11 protein-coding genes are annotated in these 16936 nt (G+C 66.5%); 5 read left to right on the top strand and 6 right to left on the bottom strand.

Annotated features, from left to right (window positions below; translation table 11 throughout):
- Positions 1 to 45: 45 nt before the first annotated feature.
- The gene (locus tag Q5Z10_RS13925) at positions 46 to 1137 is read right to left on the bottom strand and encodes a homocysteine S-methyltransferase family protein (RefSeq protein WP_303636008.1); all 1092 of its coding nucleotides are present in this window, start codon (positions 1135 to 1137) and stop codon (positions 46 to 48) included.
- A gap of 7 nt (positions 1138 to 1144) precedes the next feature.
- Complete coding sequence (locus tag Q5Z10_RS13920) at positions 1145 to 2074, bottom strand: ArsR/SmtB family transcription factor (protein ID WP_303636007.1); 930 nt, start codon at positions 2072 to 2074, stop codon at positions 1145 to 1147.
- 164 nt (positions 2075 to 2238) lie between these two features.
- On the opposite strand from Q5Z10_RS13920, the gene Q5Z10_RS13915 reads away from it, so the two are divergent.
- Entirely contained in the window at positions 2239 to 3387 is a 1149-nt protein-coding gene (locus Q5Z10_RS13915) for an acyl-CoA dehydrogenase family protein (RefSeq protein ID WP_303636006.1), read from the top strand.
- Between the two features lie 132 nt (positions 3388 to 3519).
- Positions 3520 to 3807 carry a hypothetical protein gene (locus Q5Z10_RS13910; protein WP_303636005.1) on the top strand — a complete coding sequence of 96 codons (288 nt, stop codon included), beginning with the start codon at positions 3520 to 3522 and terminating at the stop codon, positions 3805 to 3807.
- A 139-nt stretch (positions 3808 to 3946) separates the two neighbouring features.
- On the opposite strand, the gene Q5Z10_RS13905 is transcribed toward Q5Z10_RS13910, so the two are convergent.
- Genes Q5Z10_RS13905 through Q5Z10_RS13895 form a run of 3 tightly spaced genes read right to left on the bottom strand, consistent with a single transcriptional unit; the run spans position 3947 to position 9060 of the window.
- Positions 3947 to 7120, bottom strand: coding sequence for a multidrug efflux RND transporter permease subunit (locus Q5Z10_RS13905; protein ID WP_303636004.1), 3174 nt, complete (start codon positions 7118 to 7120; stop codon positions 3947 to 3949).
- A gap of 15 nt (positions 7121 to 7135) precedes the next feature.
- A complete protein-coding gene (locus Q5Z10_RS13900) occupies positions 7136 to 8404 on the bottom strand; it encodes an efflux RND transporter periplasmic adaptor subunit (protein WP_303636003.1) in 1269 nt (422 codons plus the stop codon).
- Positions 8404 to 9060, bottom strand: a complete 657-nt coding sequence (locus tag Q5Z10_RS13895; RefSeq protein ID WP_303639192.1) for a TetR/AcrR family transcriptional regulator — start codon at positions 9058 to 9060, stop codon at positions 8404 to 8406. The genes Q5Z10_RS13900 and Q5Z10_RS13895 overlap by 1 nt, the downstream gene beginning before the upstream one ends.
- Positions 9061 to 9310: 250 nt before the next feature.
- Here Q5Z10_RS13895 and Q5Z10_RS13890 point away from each other — a divergent pair, with 250 nt between their 5' ends.
- The 3 genes from Q5Z10_RS13890 (at position 9311) to Q5Z10_RS13880 (ending at position 16301) form a co-directional block, all read left to right on the top strand.
- Positions 9311 to 14287, top strand: a complete 4977-nt coding sequence (locus Q5Z10_RS13890) for an NAD-glutamate dehydrogenase (RefSeq protein ID WP_303636002.1) — start codon at positions 9311 to 9313, stop codon at positions 14285 to 14287.
- Between the two features lie 248 nt (positions 14288 to 14535).
- Entirely contained in the window at positions 14536 to 15309 is a 774-nt protein-coding gene (locus Q5Z10_RS13885) for an NAD kinase (RefSeq protein ID WP_303636001.1), read from the top strand.
- A gap of 47 nt (positions 15310 to 15356) precedes the next feature.
- Positions 15357 to 16301: a 5'-nucleotidase gene (locus Q5Z10_RS13880; RefSeq protein ID WP_303636000.1), complete on the top strand. Its 945-nt coding sequence runs from the start codon at positions 15357 to 15359 to the stop codon at positions 16299 to 16301.
- A 60-nt stretch (positions 16302 to 16361) separates the two neighbouring features.
- Here Q5Z10_RS13880 and Q5Z10_RS13875 read toward each other — a convergent pair whose 3' ends face one another.
- On the bottom strand, positions 16362 to 16913 hold the full coding sequence (locus tag Q5Z10_RS13875) for a DUF2939 domain-containing protein (RefSeq protein ID WP_303635999.1): 552 nt from the start codon (positions 16911 to 16913) through the stop codon (positions 16362 to 16364).
- Positions 16914 to 16936: the final 23 nt, after the last annotated feature.

Here is a 16936-nt window from a genome sequence, read left to right as displayed (position 1 = left end):
AACGGCAGTGGGGTGGGGCATGCAGGACCAGTGCGGGGGCGAGGCTCATGCCGCCTGTTCCTGCACGCTGGGCAGCGCGCGCGGCGGCAGGCCCGCCACCGCTGTGGCGATCGCGCGGATGTGGTCGGGGGTGGAGCCGCAGCAGCCCCCCACCAGGTTGAGCAGGCCGTCCACGGCGAAGCCGCGCAGGGTGGCGGCCATTTCCTCGGGTGTTTCGTCGTACTCGCCGAATGCATTGGGCAGGCCGGCATTGGGATGGGCACTGATGTGGCAGTCCGCCACCTGTGACAGGGTCTCCACGTGCGGGCGCATCGCATCGGCACCCAGCGCACAGTTCAGGCCGATCGACAGCGGACGCGCATGCGCGAGCGAGGCGTGGAACGCTTCGGCGGTCTGCCCGGACAGGGTGCGGCCGGAGGCATCGGTGATGGTGCCGGAGATCATGATCGGCAGCCGCGCGCCGCGCGCGTCGAAGGCTTCCTCGATGGCGTACAGCGCGGCCTTGGCATTGAGCGTATCGAAGATGGTCTCGACCATGATCGTATCCGCGCCGCCGTCGATCAGGCCGTCGATGGCCTCGCGGTAGGTACTGCGCAGTTCGTCGAAGCTGGTGTTGCGGAAGCCGGGATCATTGACGTCCGGGCTGATCGACGCGGTGCGGCTGGTCGGCCCGAGCACGCCGATGACAAACCGTGGCTTGTCCGGCGTGGTCGCGGCCACGGCATCGCAGCAGGCCCGCGCCACCGCGGCGCCGGCCCTGTTCAACTCGTACACCAGGTGCTCGAGGTGGTAGTCGGCCTGGCTGACCGAGGTGGCGTTGAAGGTGTTGGTTTCCACCAGGTCCGCGCCGGCCTGCAGGTACGCGGTATGGATGTCGGCGATGATCTGCGGCCGGGTCAGCAGCAGCAGATCGTTGTTGCCCTTCAGGTCATGCCCCTGCGCTGCGCCATGATCGCAGCCCGCGCCGTGCGCATGGTCGTAGCCCCCGGCGAAGCGCTCGCCGCGATAGTCGTCTTCCTGCAACCCATGGCGCTGGATCATCGTGCCCATCGCGCCGTCGATGATCAGGATGCGCCGGTGCAGCGCCTCAAGCAGCGCCGCCACGCGTTCCGGGTGCAGCCAGGGCAGGGCAGTCATGTCGACCTCAGGGCTTGTTGGCGATCAGCGAGATCACCTCGAAATGCGGCGGGCGCTTCTCGCGGGTGACCGTTTCCAGGCTCGACACCTGCAGGCCGGCCTTGTCCACGAACTTCTTCAGTTCCTTGTCGCTGAAACCGAGATTGACGTGGCCATAGGCTTCCACGGCGGCCTTGTGTTCATGCCGGGCCAGGCTGCACAGCAGCAACCGGCCGCCCGGGCGCAGTACCCGTGCGGCCTCGGTCACGGCCTGTGCCGGCTTGCTGGCATAGGTCAGCGCATGCATCAGCACGACCAGGTCGAAGCTGCGGTCCTTGAACGGCAGCGCATGCATGTCGCCCTCGCGCACTTCCACATTGGGCAGGCGGCGCAGACGCTCGCTGGCGGCGGCTACCACGCGGGCGCTGGTATCGATGCAGATGTAGCGCTTGGCATGTGGTGCGACCAGTTCGGCCAGGACGCCATCACCGGAAGCGATATCCAGCACGTCGCCGGTTTCCAGCAGCGGCAGCGCGGTGCGCGCCAGGGCTTCCCAGGTGCGGCCGGGGGAGTAGTGGCGCTCCATGTCGCCGGCCACGCTGTCGGCCCAGTTCTGGTCAGCCGCGCGATGGGCCAGCACGGCAGCGACCCGTTCAGCATCCTGGCGCAGCAGCGGGTCATCGCTTCCGTTGCTCAAGGCATGCCACAATGCGCGCTGCGCCGGGTCCAGCTGGGCGTCGTCGAAGCGGTAATAGGCCGACACGCCGGCTCGGCGGTCGCGGACCAGGCCGGCTTCCTTCAGGCGCGCCAGATGGGTGGACACCCGCGGCTGGGCCAGCCGGGTGATGGCCGACAGTTCGGCCACGGTCAGCTCTTCCTGCTCCAGCAGCGCCAGCAGGCGCACGCGGGTGGCATCGGCGAACACCTTCAGGCGGGTCGACCAGTCTTCCAGATCCATAAACATCTACCTATCGCGATATAGAGATATATTCGCTGACGGTGCCTGTTCCGGTCAAGTCACACCTGCCGTCGAGTCAGCCGCCGATGCCCGGCCCCCGGTACAATCGCTGCACCTGGGCGCGCTCTGCGCGGCCCATATCACCATGTTCCCGGGAGGGTGTTGTGGATTTCAGCTTTACTGAAGAGCAGTTGATGCTGCAGGACGTGGCGCGGCGCATCGCGCAGGAAAAGATCGCTCCCAGCGCGGAGCACCATGATCGCACCGGTGAGTTCCCGCTGGACAACATCCGCCTGCTGGGCGAGAACGGGCTGATGGGCATCGAGGTGCCCACCGAGTACGGTGGTGCGGGCATGGACCCGGTTGCGTACGTGCTGGCGATGGTGGAGGTCGCCGCCGGTGATGCGGCGCATTCGACCATCATGTCGGTCAACAACTCGCTGTTCTGCAACGGCATCCTGATCCACGGCACGGAAGCGCAGAAGCAGAAGTACGTGCGCGCCATCGCTGAAGGCGAGGCCATCGGCGCGTTCGCGCTGACCGAGCCGCAGTCCGGTTCGGACGCCACCGCCATGCGCTGCCGTGCGGTGAAGCAGGCCGATGGCACCTTCGTCATCAACGGCAAGAAGAGCTGGATCACCTCCGGCCCGGTGGCCAAGTACATCGTGCTGTTCGCGATGAGCGAGCCGGAAAAGGGCGCGCGCGGCATCACCGCGTTCCTGATCGACACCGACAAGGCTGGCTTCGGCCGCGGCAAGACCGAGCCGAAGCTCGGCATCCGGGCGTCGGCCACCTGCGAGATCGAGTTCAACGATTACGTGGCGCAGGCCGAGGACGTGCTGGGCCAGGAAGGCGAGGGCTTCAAGATCGCCATGGGCGTGCTCGACGCCGGGCGCATCGGTATTGCCTCGCAGGCCATCGGCATCGCCCGTGCCGCCTACGAAGCGACGATCGAATACGTGAAGGAGCGCAAGGCCTTCGGGGCTGCCATCGGCACCTTCCAGATGACCCAGGCCAAGATCGCCGACATGAAGTGCAAGCTGGATGCAGCGCTGCTGCTGACCCTGCGCGCGGCATGGGTGAAGGGTGAGGGCAAGCGCTTCAGCAACGAGGCGGCCATCGCCAAGCTGACCGCTTCGGAAGCGGCGATGTGGATCACCCACCAGGCCGTGCAGATCCACGGTGGCATGGGCTATTCCAAGGAAATGCCGCTGGAGCGTTACTTCCGTGATGCCAAGATCACCGAGATCTACGAAGGCACCTCGGAGATCCAGCGCCTGGTGATCGCCCGCAACGAGACCGGGCTGCGCTGAGTGTGCTGCGCCGCGCCGCTGCAATGGCGGCGCGGCCAACGGATTCCTGGCAGGCGTGGATGAGTTCGGCTTGGCCGGACGACACCGGATCTGTTTCAATGCAGGCCACTTTTTTCCACGGTGCCTGCAAAGATGATCTATCGCGGTTGGGGAATCATGACGCTGGTGACGCCGATTGCAGCGATCCTGCTGCTGGCGTACTTCTTCCCGCATGAAGGTCCCAGGGGCAACATTCCGCTGGCGCAGGTTCTGTTGGGTGCAGGTATCGGCGCAGCGGTGAACGTACTGCTCGGCCTGTGGCTCAACCGCAGGCCCCGGCAGAAGGGTGAAGCCGCACCCCATCATTTCTTCTTTGTGCCGATGCAGTGGGTGGCATTGGTGATCCTAGCGATATGCGCGGTGGTTGCGCTGCTGCGCTGAGCGATCGGAGTCGTCTGTAGAGTCGAGCCCACGCTGGCCTCCGGCACAAGCAGCCGAGCATGGCCCGGCTCTACAAGAAGTCCATAGCAGAAGGCCCCGGATCGCTCCGGGGCCTTCTGCGTTTCAGCTCACCGCCGGATCAGCGATCCGGGCGGTGGGCGGTCTCGGCATCACGCTGGCGGCCGAGGAACTCCTTCGACGGCTCATCCAGCTTGTCACCGAGCATGCGCCGCACGACCACGAAGAACACCGGGATCATCAGCAGGCCGAGCAGGGTGGCGAACAGCATGCCGCCGATCACGCCGGTACCGATGGCGTGGCGGGAGTTGGCGCCGGCACCGGTGGAGATCGCCATCGGGATCACGCCCATGATGAACGCGAAGGACGTCATCAGGATCGGGCGGAAACGCAGGCGGGCCGCTTCGATGGTGGCATCGCGCAGGGTCTTGCCCGCCGCACGCTGCTCCACCGCGAACTCCACGATCAGGATCGCGTTCTTCGCCGCCAGGCCGATCACCGTGATCAGGCCGATCTTGAAGAACAGATCGTTCGGCAGGCCGCGCAGCATCGACAGGCCGAGTGCACCCAGGACGCCCAGCGGTACCACCAGCAGCACCGCGACCGGGATCGACCAGCTTTCATACAGGGCGGCCAGGCACAGGAACACCACCACGATCGACAGCACCAGCAGCAGGGTCGCGGCATTGCCGGCCAGGATTTCCTGGTAGGACATGCCCGACCAGTCGTAGCCGAAGCCGGCCGGCAGGTCGTCGTTGACGATGCTCTCCATGGTCTGCATCGCTTCGCCCGAGCTGGTGCCCGGCGCCTGCGAACCGACGATGTTGATCGCCGAGTAGCCGTTGTAGCGGCTCAGCGACGGCGGCGCCGACACCCACTCGGACTTGACCACCGTGTTGAGCGGGATCATCGCGTTGGTGCCGTCGGCATTCGTGGTCAGGCTGGACGGACTGTAGAAGCTCTTCAGCGATTCCTGGCCGGTGCGGTACGGACCATCGGCCTGCATGGTCACGCGCTTGATGCGGCCTTCGTAGAAGAAGTCGTTGACGTACACCGGGGCCAGCATCAGCTGGATGGTGCTGTACACGTCCGACACCGACATGCCCATCGACTGCGCCTGCACGCGGTCCACGTGCAGCTGCAGCTGCGGGGCATTCTCCAGGCCGTTCGGGCGCACGCCGACCAGGTGGTCCGGCTTCTGCGCGGCCTGGCCGAGCAGGATGTTGCGGGCCTGGGTCAGCTGTTCATAACCGGCGCCGCTACGGTCCTGCAGCCACATGTCGAAGCCACCGAACTGGCCAAGGCCCTGCACGGTGGGCAGGTTGACCACGAAGATCTGCGCTTCCTTGATGCCGTAGAACGCGCCGTTCATGTTCTGGATGAACTCCGGCGCGGTGAACTTGCGTTCCTCCCACGGCTTCAGGCGGATGAAGCCCATGCCCACGTTCTCGCCGGAACCGACGAAGCTGAAACCGGCCACCTGCAGCATGCCTTCATAGCCATCCTGCTTTTCCAGGATGCCCCGCATCTGCGCGAACACCTCGTTGGTCTGGCCCTTGGTCGAGCCCGGCGGCAGCTGCACGATCGCCAGCGCATAGCCCTGGTCTTCTTCCGGCAGGAAGCTGCCGGGCATGCGGGTGAACAGGAAGCCGCACAGCGCGGTCAGCACCACGAACAGGATCATCCAGCGCGGGGCATGGCGCACCGCCGAGGTGATATGGCCGACATAGGTGTGGCTGATCTTGTCGTAGTACTTGTTGAAGGTGCGGTAGACGATGTTCGGGTTGTCGTTGTGCGTCGGCTTCAGGAATGTCGCGCACAGCGCCGGGGTGAAGCCCAGTGCCAGGAACGCCGAGAACGCCATCGAGATGGCGATGGTCAGCGCGAACTGCTTGTAGATCTCACCGGCGGCGCCGCCCTGCAGGGCCGAGGGGATGAACACCGCGGCCAGCACCACGGTGATCGCCACCACCGCGCCGGTGATCTGGGTCATCGCCTTCTGCGTGGCCGGCTTCGGCGCCAGGCCTTCCTCGGTCATGATGCGTTCGACGTTCTCGATCACCACGATCGCGTCATCCACCACGATGCCGATTGCCAGCACCATGGCGAACAGGGTCAGCTGGTTGATCGTGAAGCCGATCATCCACATGCCCAGGAACGTACCGAGCAGGGCCACCGGAATGACCAGGGTCGGGATCAGGGTGGCGCGGAAGTTCTGCAGGAAGATCAGCATCACCAGGAACACCAGCAACACGGCTTCGAACAGGGTCTTGACCACTTCCTGGATCGAGATCTTGACGAAGGTGGTGCTGTCGTACGGCGAGAACCAGGTGACGCCGGACGGGAAGCTGGGCTGCAGCTCATCCATCTTGCCGCGCACCGCATCGGCCACGTTCAGCGCGTTGGCACCCGGCAGCAGCTGGATCGCGAAGGCACCGGTCGGCTTGCCGTTGTACTGGGTGTCGAAGCCGTAGTTGTTGGCACCGAAGGCAACGCGGGCGATGTCCTTCAGCAGCACGCGCGAGCCGTCGGCATTCGCCCGCAGGATGATGTTCTCGAACTCCTGCGGCGAGCTGAAGCGGCCTTCGGCCGACACCGTGGCGGTGAAGTGCTGGCCTTCCGGCGACGGGTCCGAACCCAGTGCACCGGCGGCGAACTGCACGTTCTGTGCGCGCACCGCAGCCAGCACCTGGCTGGCCGACAGGCCATAGCCCTGCATCTTTTCCGGGTTGAGCCAGATGTTCATGGCGTACTCGGAACCGAACTGCTGGGTGCTGCCGACGCCGGGAATACGCGAGACCTGGTCAAGCACGCGCGAGCCGACGATATCGTTCAGGGCGTCACGGTTGATGGTCGGCGTATCGGACTGCAGTGCCACCACCATCAGGAAGCCGGCGTTGGCCTTGGCCACCACCACGCCCTGCTGGGTCACTTCCGAAGGCAGTCGTGGCGTGGCCAGCGACACCTTGTTCTGCACCTGCACCTGGGCGATGTCCGGATCGGTACCGGTCTCGAAGGTCAGGGTGATCTGCGCACGGCCGTTGGACGAGGACGAGGAGCTGAAGTACAGCAGGTGATCGATGCCGGTCAGCTGCTGCTCGATCACCTGGGTGACCGACTTCTCCGTGGTGTCCGCGCTCGCGCCCGGGTAGGTGGCCGAGACGGTCACCTGTGGCGGGGCGATGTTGGGGTAGGACTCCACGCCGAGGTTGAGGATCGCGATCACGCCGCTGAGCGAGATCAGGATCGCCACCACCCAGGCGAAGACTGGATGTTCGATGAAAAATTTAGGCATGACGGAAGGTTCCCGTTACTGCTTGTTCGAATCGGTGGCGGCCGGCTTGGCCGGATCGGCCTGCCCGGTCTTGGCCGCATCGGCCGGTGCCTTGCCCTCGGCCGGTGCTGCACCGGCCGCTGCGGCGCCGCCTGCGGCGGGCTTGGCGGCGGCGTCCTGGCCCGGCGTCCACGGCTTGGCCGTTGCCGGCGCGCCTTCCTTGACCTTCTGCACGCCGGCCACGATCACCTTGTCACCGGCGGCCAGGCCATCGCTGACCAGCCAGTTGCCGCCCTGGGCGCCATCGGTCTTGACGTTCTTGCGCACCACCTTGCCATCGGCGCCGACCACCATGACGTAGCCGCCGGTGGTATCGCGCAGCAGCGCCTGCTGCGGCACCAGATAGGCGTTGTTGCGCTCGCCCAGGTTGGCCTGGAAGCTGACGAAGGCACCCGGCAGCAGGATCTGCTGCGGGTTCGGCAGCACCGCGCGCAGCGATACCGCGCCGGTGGCCGGGTCGACCGTGGTCGAGGAGAAGTCCAGCGTGCCCGGCTCGCTGTAGGTGGTGCCGTCGGCCAGCTTCACCGCCACCGTGGCCTTGCCGTCACCGGACAGGGCCAGCGCGCCCTTGGCCTGCTGCGCGCGCAGCTGGGTCAGTTCGTCCACGCTCAGCGAGAAGTTCACGTACAGCGGATCGAGCTGGTCCACCGTGGTCAGCAGGGTGACATCGCCCTGGCCGACCAGCGCGCCTTCGGTGACCTGCTGCTTGTTGGCCACGCCGCTGATCGGCGCGGTCACTTCGGTGTAGCCCAGGCTGATCCGCGAGGAGGTCACCGCCGCTTCGGCCTGCTTGACCGCGGCCAGCGCGGTGCGCTCGGCCGACTCGGCGTTGTCCAGGTCGGACTTGGAGACGAACTGCTGCGGGGCCAGCGAGCGCGCACGGTCGGCGGCCACCTTGGCATTGGCGTAGCTGGCGCGGGCCGAAGCCAGCTGGGCTTCGGAGGCACTGAGCGAGGCGCGAAGCGGGGCCGGATCGATCAGGAACAGGGTCTGGCCCTGCTTGACCTGGCTGCCTTCCTGGTAGACGCGCTTGAGCAGCACGCCGGGCACGCGGGCGCGCACGTCGGCACTGCGGAACGGCGACAGACGGCCGACCAGCTCGCGCTGCAGCGGCAGGGTCTGCGGCTTGGCGTCGATCACGCCCACCTCCGGCGGCGGGGGCGTCGGCTGTTCCGGCTTCTTGCAGGCAGCCACGGCGACAGCAACGGCGCACGTCAAGGCAAGGGTGCGGAGTGGGGCGGTCATCAGGAGGAACTCCGGGGTTGGTTTGTAGGCGGGGCCGCCGAGGGCTGCGGCGCGAACGCGCGCAGGAAGCCATCGACGGAGAACTCTGCCCAGCGCCGACGCAAGACCGCGTCATCACGATGGGGCGTATGGAAGCGCTGTTTGTCGAAATCCTGGCCGGCGATCATGCTCAACAGCAGTTCGGCCATGAAGTGCGGGTCGTCATGCCGGAGCAGCCCACGGCTGCAAACGGTTTCAATCCATTCAGCAAGATGAAGCGTCAGTGCGCCGGCGCCATGCCGGTACAGCGTACGCGCCTCGTCGGGAAACTGGGACGCATCGGCGGCGATCAGCCGGCAGGCCTGGCCGACGTGCGGTTGGTTGAAATGCTCCAGGAAGTCGGTGGCGAACTGGAGCAGGCTGGCACGCAGGTCGTCACTGCGGAGTGCACGGACCATGGCCCCGGTGGCGTGGCCGACATGGCGCTGCATCACCCGGCGCAGCAGTTCCTGCTTGCTGCCATAGCGCGAGTACAGGGTCTGCTTGGAGCACCCCGCATGCTGGGCGACGGCGTCCATGCTCATCTGCATGCCCTGGCGGGCCAGCAGTTCGCGCACGGCGTCGAACACACGCTCATCGCGCGCGTCGAGGGCAACGGGAAGGTAGGCCGGATTCACGCGGTGGACTATACCGTCCAGTTCAGGATTGTGGAATGACACCGACGTTGCCGGATGTGTCTTCCGGTAACACGTTTTGCCGATCCTGTCGGCAGCGATGCGCGGCTGCGATGCCCATACCGGTGCGAACTGAATAGGGCGTCTAAACCGCAGCAAACCCGAATCTGGTTATTCCGTCCTGCAGCAAGGCCTTTTCGTGCGGTAGGGCTACAATTTCATTTTCCCAACTGAGCAAGCGCCCCGCTCTGCCATGAAACCGCAAAAAACCGCAGCCAAGACCGTGAAAAACAAAAGCAAACCAGTTGAGTCGGAGGTCGCAGTGACCACTGGTTTCTCCCTGGAGCCGGTGTACACGGCCTTGCGCAAGCGTTACCCCGCGGCCGCTCAGGCCGAGGCAGTGGCTTTTGCCTCCAGCTTCTACAAGCGCATGGAGGCCGACGAGTTCCCCCATCACAGCGCTGAGGAATGGGCCGCGCTTGCCGCCGAGACCCTGGAGTTCGCCCGCGCGCGCAAGTCCGGCAAGGCCAATGTCCGGGTCTTCAACCCGACGGCGAAGGCAAATGGCTGGGAATCGCCGCACACCGTGCTGCAGATCATCAACGACGACATGCCGTTCCTGGTCGACACCGTGACCATGTCGCTGGCCGAGCAGGGCATCGGCGTGCACGTGCTGGGCCACCCGGTGCTGCGCTTCAGCCGCGACAAGGCCGGCAAGCTGGTCAAGGTCGGCGAGGGTGACGCCGAGTCGGTGATGCTGCTGGAAATCGACCGCCAGCCGGCCGAAGCCATGGCCGCGATCGAGCAGGCCATCGCCAAGGCGCTGGACGAAGTGCGCGCCATCGTGCGCGACTGGAAGCCGATGCAGGACAAGGCGCTGGCGCTGGCCGACGACCTGGGCAGCCGCCAGCTGCCGGTCGACGATGCGTCGCGCAAGGAAGCACAGGAATTCCTGCGCTGGGCTGCCGACAACCACTTCACCTTCTTCGGCTACCGCGAATACCGCGTCGAGAAGCAGGGCAAGGAAGAGGTGCTGGCGCCGCTGAACGATACCGGCCTGGGCCTGATGCGCGGCAAGGACAAGTCCGCCGCGCGTCCGGTCAAGACCCTGGCCGCGCAGGGCCTGAACACCACGTCCGGGCTGAAGGACGCGCTGATCCTGACCAAGACCAATGCCCGTTCGCGCGTGCACCGCGCCGGCTACATGGACTACATCGGCGTGCTGGAGTTCGACGCCAAGGGCAAGATCATCGGCGAGCAGCGCTTCCTCGGCCTGTTCACCTCCAGCGCCTACAACCGCCGCCCGTGGGAAATCCCGCTGGTGCGCCAGCGCCACGAATACGTGATGACGCAGTCCGGCCTGGCCGCATCCAGCCACAGCGGCAAGGCCCTGCGCCACATCCTGGAAACGCTGCCGCGCGAGGAACTGTTCCAGTCCAGCGAGGATGAACTGTTCCGCACCGCCATGGGCGTGCTGGGCCTGCAGGAGCGCGTGCGCAGCCGCCTGTTCCTGCGCCGCGACAAGTACAGCCGTTTCATTTCCGCGCTGGTCTACCTGCCGCGCGAGCGCTTCAACACCGATGTGCGCCTGCGCATCGAAGCCATGCTGAAGGAAGCGCTGCACGGCGAGTACGTGGACAGCTCGGTGGTGCTGGGCGAATCGCCGCTGGCCCAGGTGCACCTGATCGTGCGCCCGAAGCCGGGCGAAATGCTCGACGTCGACACCGCCGAACTGGAGAAGAAGCTGGCCCAGGTGCTGCGCAACTGGCAGGACGACCTGCGCGAAGCGCTGGTGTCCCGCCATGGCGAGACCGAAGGCCTGCGCATCGCCGCCCGCATCGGCAAGGCGTTGCCGGCCGGCTACATCGAAGACAACAGCACCGCCGTTGCCGCCAACGATGTCAGCCAGCTCGACGCACTGACCGGCCCGGACGATCTGCGCCTGAGCCTGCAGGCAGTGCCGCGCGAAAGCGGCGATGGCCTGCGCCTGAAGCTGTACCGCCAGCTGGATGACATTCCGCTGTCGGACGCGCTGCCGATGATGGAGAACATGGGCCTGCGCGTGATCGCCGAGCGTCCGTACCGCCTGTCGGTCGACAACGCGCCGGTGTACGTGCAGGACTTCGAGGTCGAATCGACCGCCGGCGCCATCGATGCGGCCAGCGTCGATGAAGCCTTCGGCGAGACCTTCGCCCGCGTCTGGCACGGCGATGCCGAGAACGACGGCTTCAACCGCCTGGTGCTGGCCGCCGGCCTGCACTGGCGCCAGGTCGCCATGCTGCGTGGCTACTGCAAGTACCTGCTGCAGACCGGCGTGCCGTTCTCGCAGGCCTATGTGGAAGGCACCTTTGCACGCTACCCGCTGCTGGCCCGTCTGCTGGTGGAACTGTTCGAAGCCCGCTTCGATCCGGCCACCGGCCATGAAAGCAAGGAAGACATCGCTGCCGGCCAGGCGCACCTGAAGGCGCACTTCGATGTCCTCGCCGCCGGTGACGAGGCGACCCTGAAGGTGCTCAAGACTGTGGTCGACGCCCGCAAGGGTGACCGCGATGCGCAGATGCAGGCCGCGCGCGAAGCGCTGCTGAAGCTGATGGACCGCGTGTCGAGCCTGGACGAGGATCGCATCCTGCGCTCGTTCATGGGCGTGATCGATGCGACCCTGCGTACCAGCTATTACCAGACCGACGGCAACGGCCAGCACGGCCATGTCATCAGCTTCAAGTTCGATTCGGCGCTGGTGCCGGACCTGCCCAAGCCGCGCCCGTACCGCGAAATCTTCGTCTACGGCCCGCGCGTGGAAGGTACCCACCTGCGCTTCGGCGCGGTGGCCCGTGGCGGCCTGCGCTGGTCGGACCGCCGCGAAGACTTCCGCACCGAGGTGCTGGGCCTGGTCAAGGCGCAGATGGTCAAGAACACCGTCATCGTGCCGGTCGGCGCGAAGGGCGGCTTCTTCGCCAAGACCCCGCCGGTGAACGGCGACCGCGACGCGATCTTCGCCAACGGCGTGGCGTGCTACAAGCTGTTCATCCAGGGCCTGCTGGACATCACCGACAACATCGTCAACAACAAGATCGTGCCGCCGGTGGATGTCGTGCGCCACGACATGGACGATCCGTACCTGGTGGTGGCCGCCGACAAGGGCACCGCGACCTTCTCCGACATCGCCAACGGCCTGGCCATCGCGCACGGCTTCTGGATGGGCGATGCGTTCGCCTCCGGTGGTTCGGTGGGTTACGACCACAAGGGCATGGGCATCACCGCACGCGGTGCATGGGAGTCGGTCAAGCGCCACTTCCGTGCGCTGGGCCGTGACAGCCAGAGCCAGGACTTCACCGCCGTCGGCGTCGGCGACATGTCCGGCGATGTGTTCGGCAATGGCATGCTGCTGTCGCGTCACATCCGCCTGGTGGCCGCGTTCGATCACCGTCACATCTTCCTGGACCCGAATCCGGATGCAGCAACCACGTTCGTCGAACGTGAGCGCCTGTTCACCGTGCCGCGTTCGAGCTGGGCGGACTACGACGCCAAGCTGATCAGCAAGGGCGGCGGCGTCTACCCGCGCAGCCTGAAGTCGATCGAGATCACCCCGCAGGTGCGCGAAGCGCTGGGCCTGGACGAGAGCGTCAAGGCGCTGTCGCCGAACGATCTGATGAGCGCGATCCTGAAGGCACCGGTGGATCTGCTGTGGAACGGCGGCATCGGTACCTACGTCAAGGCCGCCAGCGAGCAGCACAGCGATGTCGGCGACCGCGCCAACAACGCGCTGCGCGTGAACGGTGGCGAGCTGCGCTGCAAGGTGGTGGGCGAGGGCGGCAACCTGGGCATGACCCAGCTGGGCCGCATCGAGGCTGCCCAGGCCGGCGTGCTGCTCAACACCGACTTCATCGACAACTCGGCCGGTGTGGATACCTCCGACCACGAAGTCAACATCAAGATCCTGCTCAACGATGTGGTGCGGGCCAAGAAGCTGACCGTCGAACAGCGCAACAAGCTGCTGGCGTCGATGACCGACGAGGTCGCCGAGCTGGTGCTCAATGACAACTATCGCCAGAACCAGGCCCTGAGCCTGATGGAGCGGATGGCGGTCAAGCGCCTGGGCTCCAAGCAGCACTTCATCCGCACGCTGGAACAGCAGGGCCTGCTTGATCGCCAGATCGAGTTCCTGCCGTCCGATGCCGAGCTGTCGCAGCGCAAGGCGCGTGGCCAGGGCCTGACCCGTCCGGAACTGTCGGTGCTGCTGTCCTATTCCAAGCTGGTGGCGTTCGCCCAGCTGCTGGATTCGGACATCCCAGAAGATCCGTACCTGTCCAAGGAACTGCAGCGCTACTTCCCGACCCCGCTGCAGAAGAAGTACGCCGACGCGATGGAGCGTCACCGCCTGAAGCGCGAAATCATCGCCACGGCCGTGACCAACCAGACCATCAACCGCATGGGCGCCACCTTCCTGATGCGCATGCAGGAAGACACCGGCCGTTCCATCGCCGAGGTTGCCAAGGCGTACACGATCAGCCGTGAAACGCTGGATGCCCGTGCCCTGTGGGCCCAGATCGACGCCCTCGACGGCACCCTGCCGGAGTCGGTGCAGATCGACGCGCTGGAAGTGATCTGGAAGCTGCAGCGTTCGTTCGTGCGCTGGCTGCTGTCGCGCCCGGGCCCGATGCCGGGCATCACCGAGGCGGTCAACCGCTACCAGGGTCCGTTCAACGACATCCGGGTTGCTTCGGGCGTGCTGCCCGATTCGCAGCGTCCGACCTATGAAGCCCTGGTGGCCGAGTGGAAGGAAAAGGGCCTGCCGTCGGCACTGGCCCAGCAGCTGGCCGAACTGCACTTCCTGGAGCCGGCGTTCGACATCATCGAGCTGGCCCGTACCCGCAAGCTGAAGCCGGTGGATGTCTCCAAGATCCACTTCCGCCTGGGCGACGCGTTGCAGCTGCCGTGGCTGTTCGAGCAGATCGACGCGCTGGAGGTCAATGGCCGTTGGCACGCGGTGGCCCGTGGCGTGCTGCGCGACGAGCTGGCGGCGCACCACCGCAGCCTGGCCGGCCAGGTGCTGGCCACCAAGGGCAGCACCGCCGAGGCCAAGGTGGCCGCGTGGATCGGTCGTGACGACAGCAGCCTGCGCTTCACCCTGGCGATGCTGGCCGAACTGGCCGAACAGAAGACCCTGGACTACCCGACCGTCTCGGTCGCGGTGCAGCGCCTGGGCCAGCTGGCCGCACATGGTGCGTAAGTGAGGTAGTGCCGGGCCATGCCCGGCATGCGTGAAACAGAACGGCCCCGCGCAAGCGGGGCCGTTCTGCGTTGGGGGCGCTGCCGTTCGCCGGGCATGGCCCGGCGCTACCTGCCTGCACGCCGGTAGCGCCGGGCCATGCCCGGCGAGGCAGCGGCGCTCGCAGCTTCCCGGTAGCGCCACGCCATGCCCGGCGGGCGCAGCAGCGCTCGGTTATGCTCTTGACCAGCCTTTCCCCGGATCCACCGATGAGCGACACCCCCCGCATCGCTTTCCTGGCCAGCACCACCGAGCCCGCGCGGATGGCCCGCGCGGCGATGATCTCGCGCTATGGCGACTGCGCGCCCGAGCAGGCCGACGTGCTGTGCCCGCTGGGCGGTGATGGCTTCATGCTGCAGACCCTGCATCGGCACGGGCACCTGGGCAAACCGGTGTTCGGCATGAAGCTGGGCACGGTCGGCTTCCTGATGAACCAGTACCGTGGCGACGACGACGTGCTTGCCCGCATCGCCCGCGCCGAGCCGGCCCATCTGCGACCGCTGGAAATGCTGGCCCTGACCGAGTCGGGCACCAGCACCGGGTCGCTGGCCTACAACGATGTGTCGCTGCTGCGCCAGACCCGCCAGGCCGCGCATATCGGCATCGACCTCAACGGCCAGGAGCGGGTCGGCGAGCTGATCGGCGATGGCGTGCTGGTGGCCACCCCGGCCGGCAGTACCGCCTACAACTATTCCGCGCACGGGCCGGTGCTGCCGCTGGGCTCGCATACCATTGCGCTGACCCCGCTGGCACCGTATCGCCCGCGGCGCTGGCGTGGTGCCATCCTCAAGGCCGATACCGAGGTGCGCTTCCGCATCCTGGACCCCTACAAGCGCCCGGTCAGCGTGACCGCCGATTCGCACGAGACCCGGGACGTGGTGGAAGTGACCATCCGCGAATCGCGCGAGCACCGGGTCACCCTGCTGTTCGACCCGGAGCACAACCTCGAAGACCGGATCCTGAGCGAACAGTTCGTTTTTTGAGGACAATACGCTGCCGGCCCCGGCCGAACGCTTGAAGGATCCCACCGATGGGCGACAACTCCCCCCGTTTGCTGACCGTCGCGGTGACCTCGCGTGCGCTGTTCGATCTTGAAGAGAGCCACGCGCTGTTCGAGAGCGATGGCGTGGCGGCCTATGCCGAGTATCAGCGCCAGCACGAGGATGACATCCTGGGGCCCGGCGTGGCGTTCCCGGTGGTGCGCAAGCTGCTGGCCCTGAACCAGGGGGCCAGCCCGGAGGACCCGCGGGTCGAGGTGATCCTGCTGTCGCGCAACTCGGCCGATACCGGCCTGCGCATCTTCAATTCGATCCAGCATTACGGGCTGGGCATCATCCGCGCGACCTTCACTGCCGGCGAGCCGACCTGGCCCTACGTCAAGCCGTTCGGTACCGATCTGTTCCTGTCGGCCAATCCCGAATCGGTGCGCAGCGCGCTGCGCCACGGCATCGCCGCGGCGACGATCCTGCCCAAGCCGCCCGGCGAAACGGCTGCCGCGGCGGCCGACCAGATCGACATGGGGCGCCCGGCCGGGCAGCTGCGCATCGCCTTCGATGGTGACGCGGTGATCTTCGGTGATGAGAGCGAACGGATCTCGCGCGAGCAGGGGGTGGAAGCCTTCGGTCGGCATGAGCGCGAACGCGCGCGTGAACCGCTGAGCGGCGGCCCGTTCCGTGGCTTCCTGTCAGCGCTGCATACGCTGCAGGAGGTGTTCCCGGCCGGCGACAGCGCACCGATCCGTACCGCACTGGTCACCGCACGCTCGGCGCCGGCGCACGAGCGGGTCATCCGCACCCTGCGCGAGTGGGGCGTGCGCCTGGACGAAGCGCTGTTCCTCGGCGGCCGCCACAAGGGCCCGTTCCTGCAGGCCTTCGGCGCGGACATCTTCTTCGACGATTCGCAGCACAACATCGACAGCGCCCGCGAGCACGTGGCCGCAGGCCATGTGCCGCATGGGGTCGCCAACGAAGGGTAGGGCGGAATCGGCGGGTGGCGGTAGCGCCGGGCCATGCCCGGCGAGCGAAGCGGCGATACCTCACCGCGTATCGGACATTCCCAGCTGCAGATCCACCACTTTCCAGCGCAGACCCTGTGGCTCCAGCACCACCTTCAGCGGTGGCTGGCCGGGGCCACGATCAACATCGACCACGAAACGGTCCAGCGACTCGAAACGGTGCTGGGCGTCCTTCAGTGGACGTGCCGGTTCGGTCGGGCCGAACGCGTCGCCGCCCTGCAGCTCGTTGCGGCCGCGCTTCCACAGCACATGACCCTGCAGCAGGGCGCCGATACCGGTCGGGGTCACCATGGCGTCCACCGCCGCGCCGCCGATCCTGTCACCCAGGCCATACAGCAATGCGCCAAACGGGCTGGCAGCCACTTCAGGGCCGGCCTGGCGCACCATGTAATCGTTGAGCTGGGCACGCAGGCTGCTGCGCACGCGCGGGAAATCGACGTAGCGTTGCAGTCGCGCGGTGTCCCGCTGCTCGATGGCCTTGGACAGGCCATGCACCGTCAGGTACGGACCGCCGAACCACCAGCCGGCAACGGCCAGCAACAGGATGACGAGGAGGGCAAGGGTCTTCTTCATGGCGCCCAGACTGCCGCAACTGG

It is taken from the genome of Stenotrophomonas sp. 704A1 (assembly GCF_030549525.1).
GTDB lineage: Bacteria > Pseudomonadota > Gammaproteobacteria > Xanthomonadales > Xanthomonadaceae > Stenotrophomonas > Stenotrophomonas tuberculopleuritidis.
Note: the sequence above shows the minus strand (reverse complement) of the source record. Positions and strands in the feature narration are given on the sequence as shown.

Bases quoted from the DNA above. Each gene is read 5' to 3' on its own strand.
- Q5Z10_RS13880 (WP_303636000.1), top strand. From the start codon at position 15,357: ATGGGCGACAACTCCCCCCGTTTGCTGACCGTCGCGGTGACCTCGCGT.
- Q5Z10_RS13885 (WP_303636001.1), top strand. From the start codon at position 14,536: ATGAGCGACACCCCCCGCATCGCTTTCCTGGCCAGCACCACCGAGCCC.
- Q5Z10_RS13920 (WP_303636007.1), bottom strand. From the start codon at position 2,074: ATGGATCTGGAAGACTGGTCGACCCGCCTGAAGGTGTTCGCCGATGCC.
- Q5Z10_RS13910 (WP_303636005.1), top strand. From the start codon at position 3,520: ATGATCTATCGCGGTTGGGGAATCATGACGCTGGTGACGCCGATTGCA.
- Q5Z10_RS13890 (WP_303636002.1), top strand. From the start codon at position 9,311: ATGAAACCGCAAAAAACCGCAGCCAAGACCGTGAAAAACAAAAGCAAA.
- Q5Z10_RS13905 (WP_303636004.1), bottom strand. From the start codon at position 7,120: ATGCCTAAATTTTTCATCGAACATCCAGTCTTCGCCTGGGTGGTGGCG.
- Q5Z10_RS13900 (WP_303636003.1), bottom strand. From the start codon at position 8,404: ATGACCGCCCCACTCCGCACCCTTGCCTTGACGTGCGCCGTTGCTGTC.
- Q5Z10_RS13925 (WP_303636008.1), bottom strand. From the start codon at position 1,137: ATGACTGCCCTGCCCTGGCTGCACCCGGAACGCGTGGCGGCGCTGCTT.
- Q5Z10_RS13875 (WP_303635999.1), bottom strand. From the start codon at position 16,913: ATGAAGAAGACCCTTGCCCTCCTCGTCATCCTGTTGCTGGCCGTTGCC.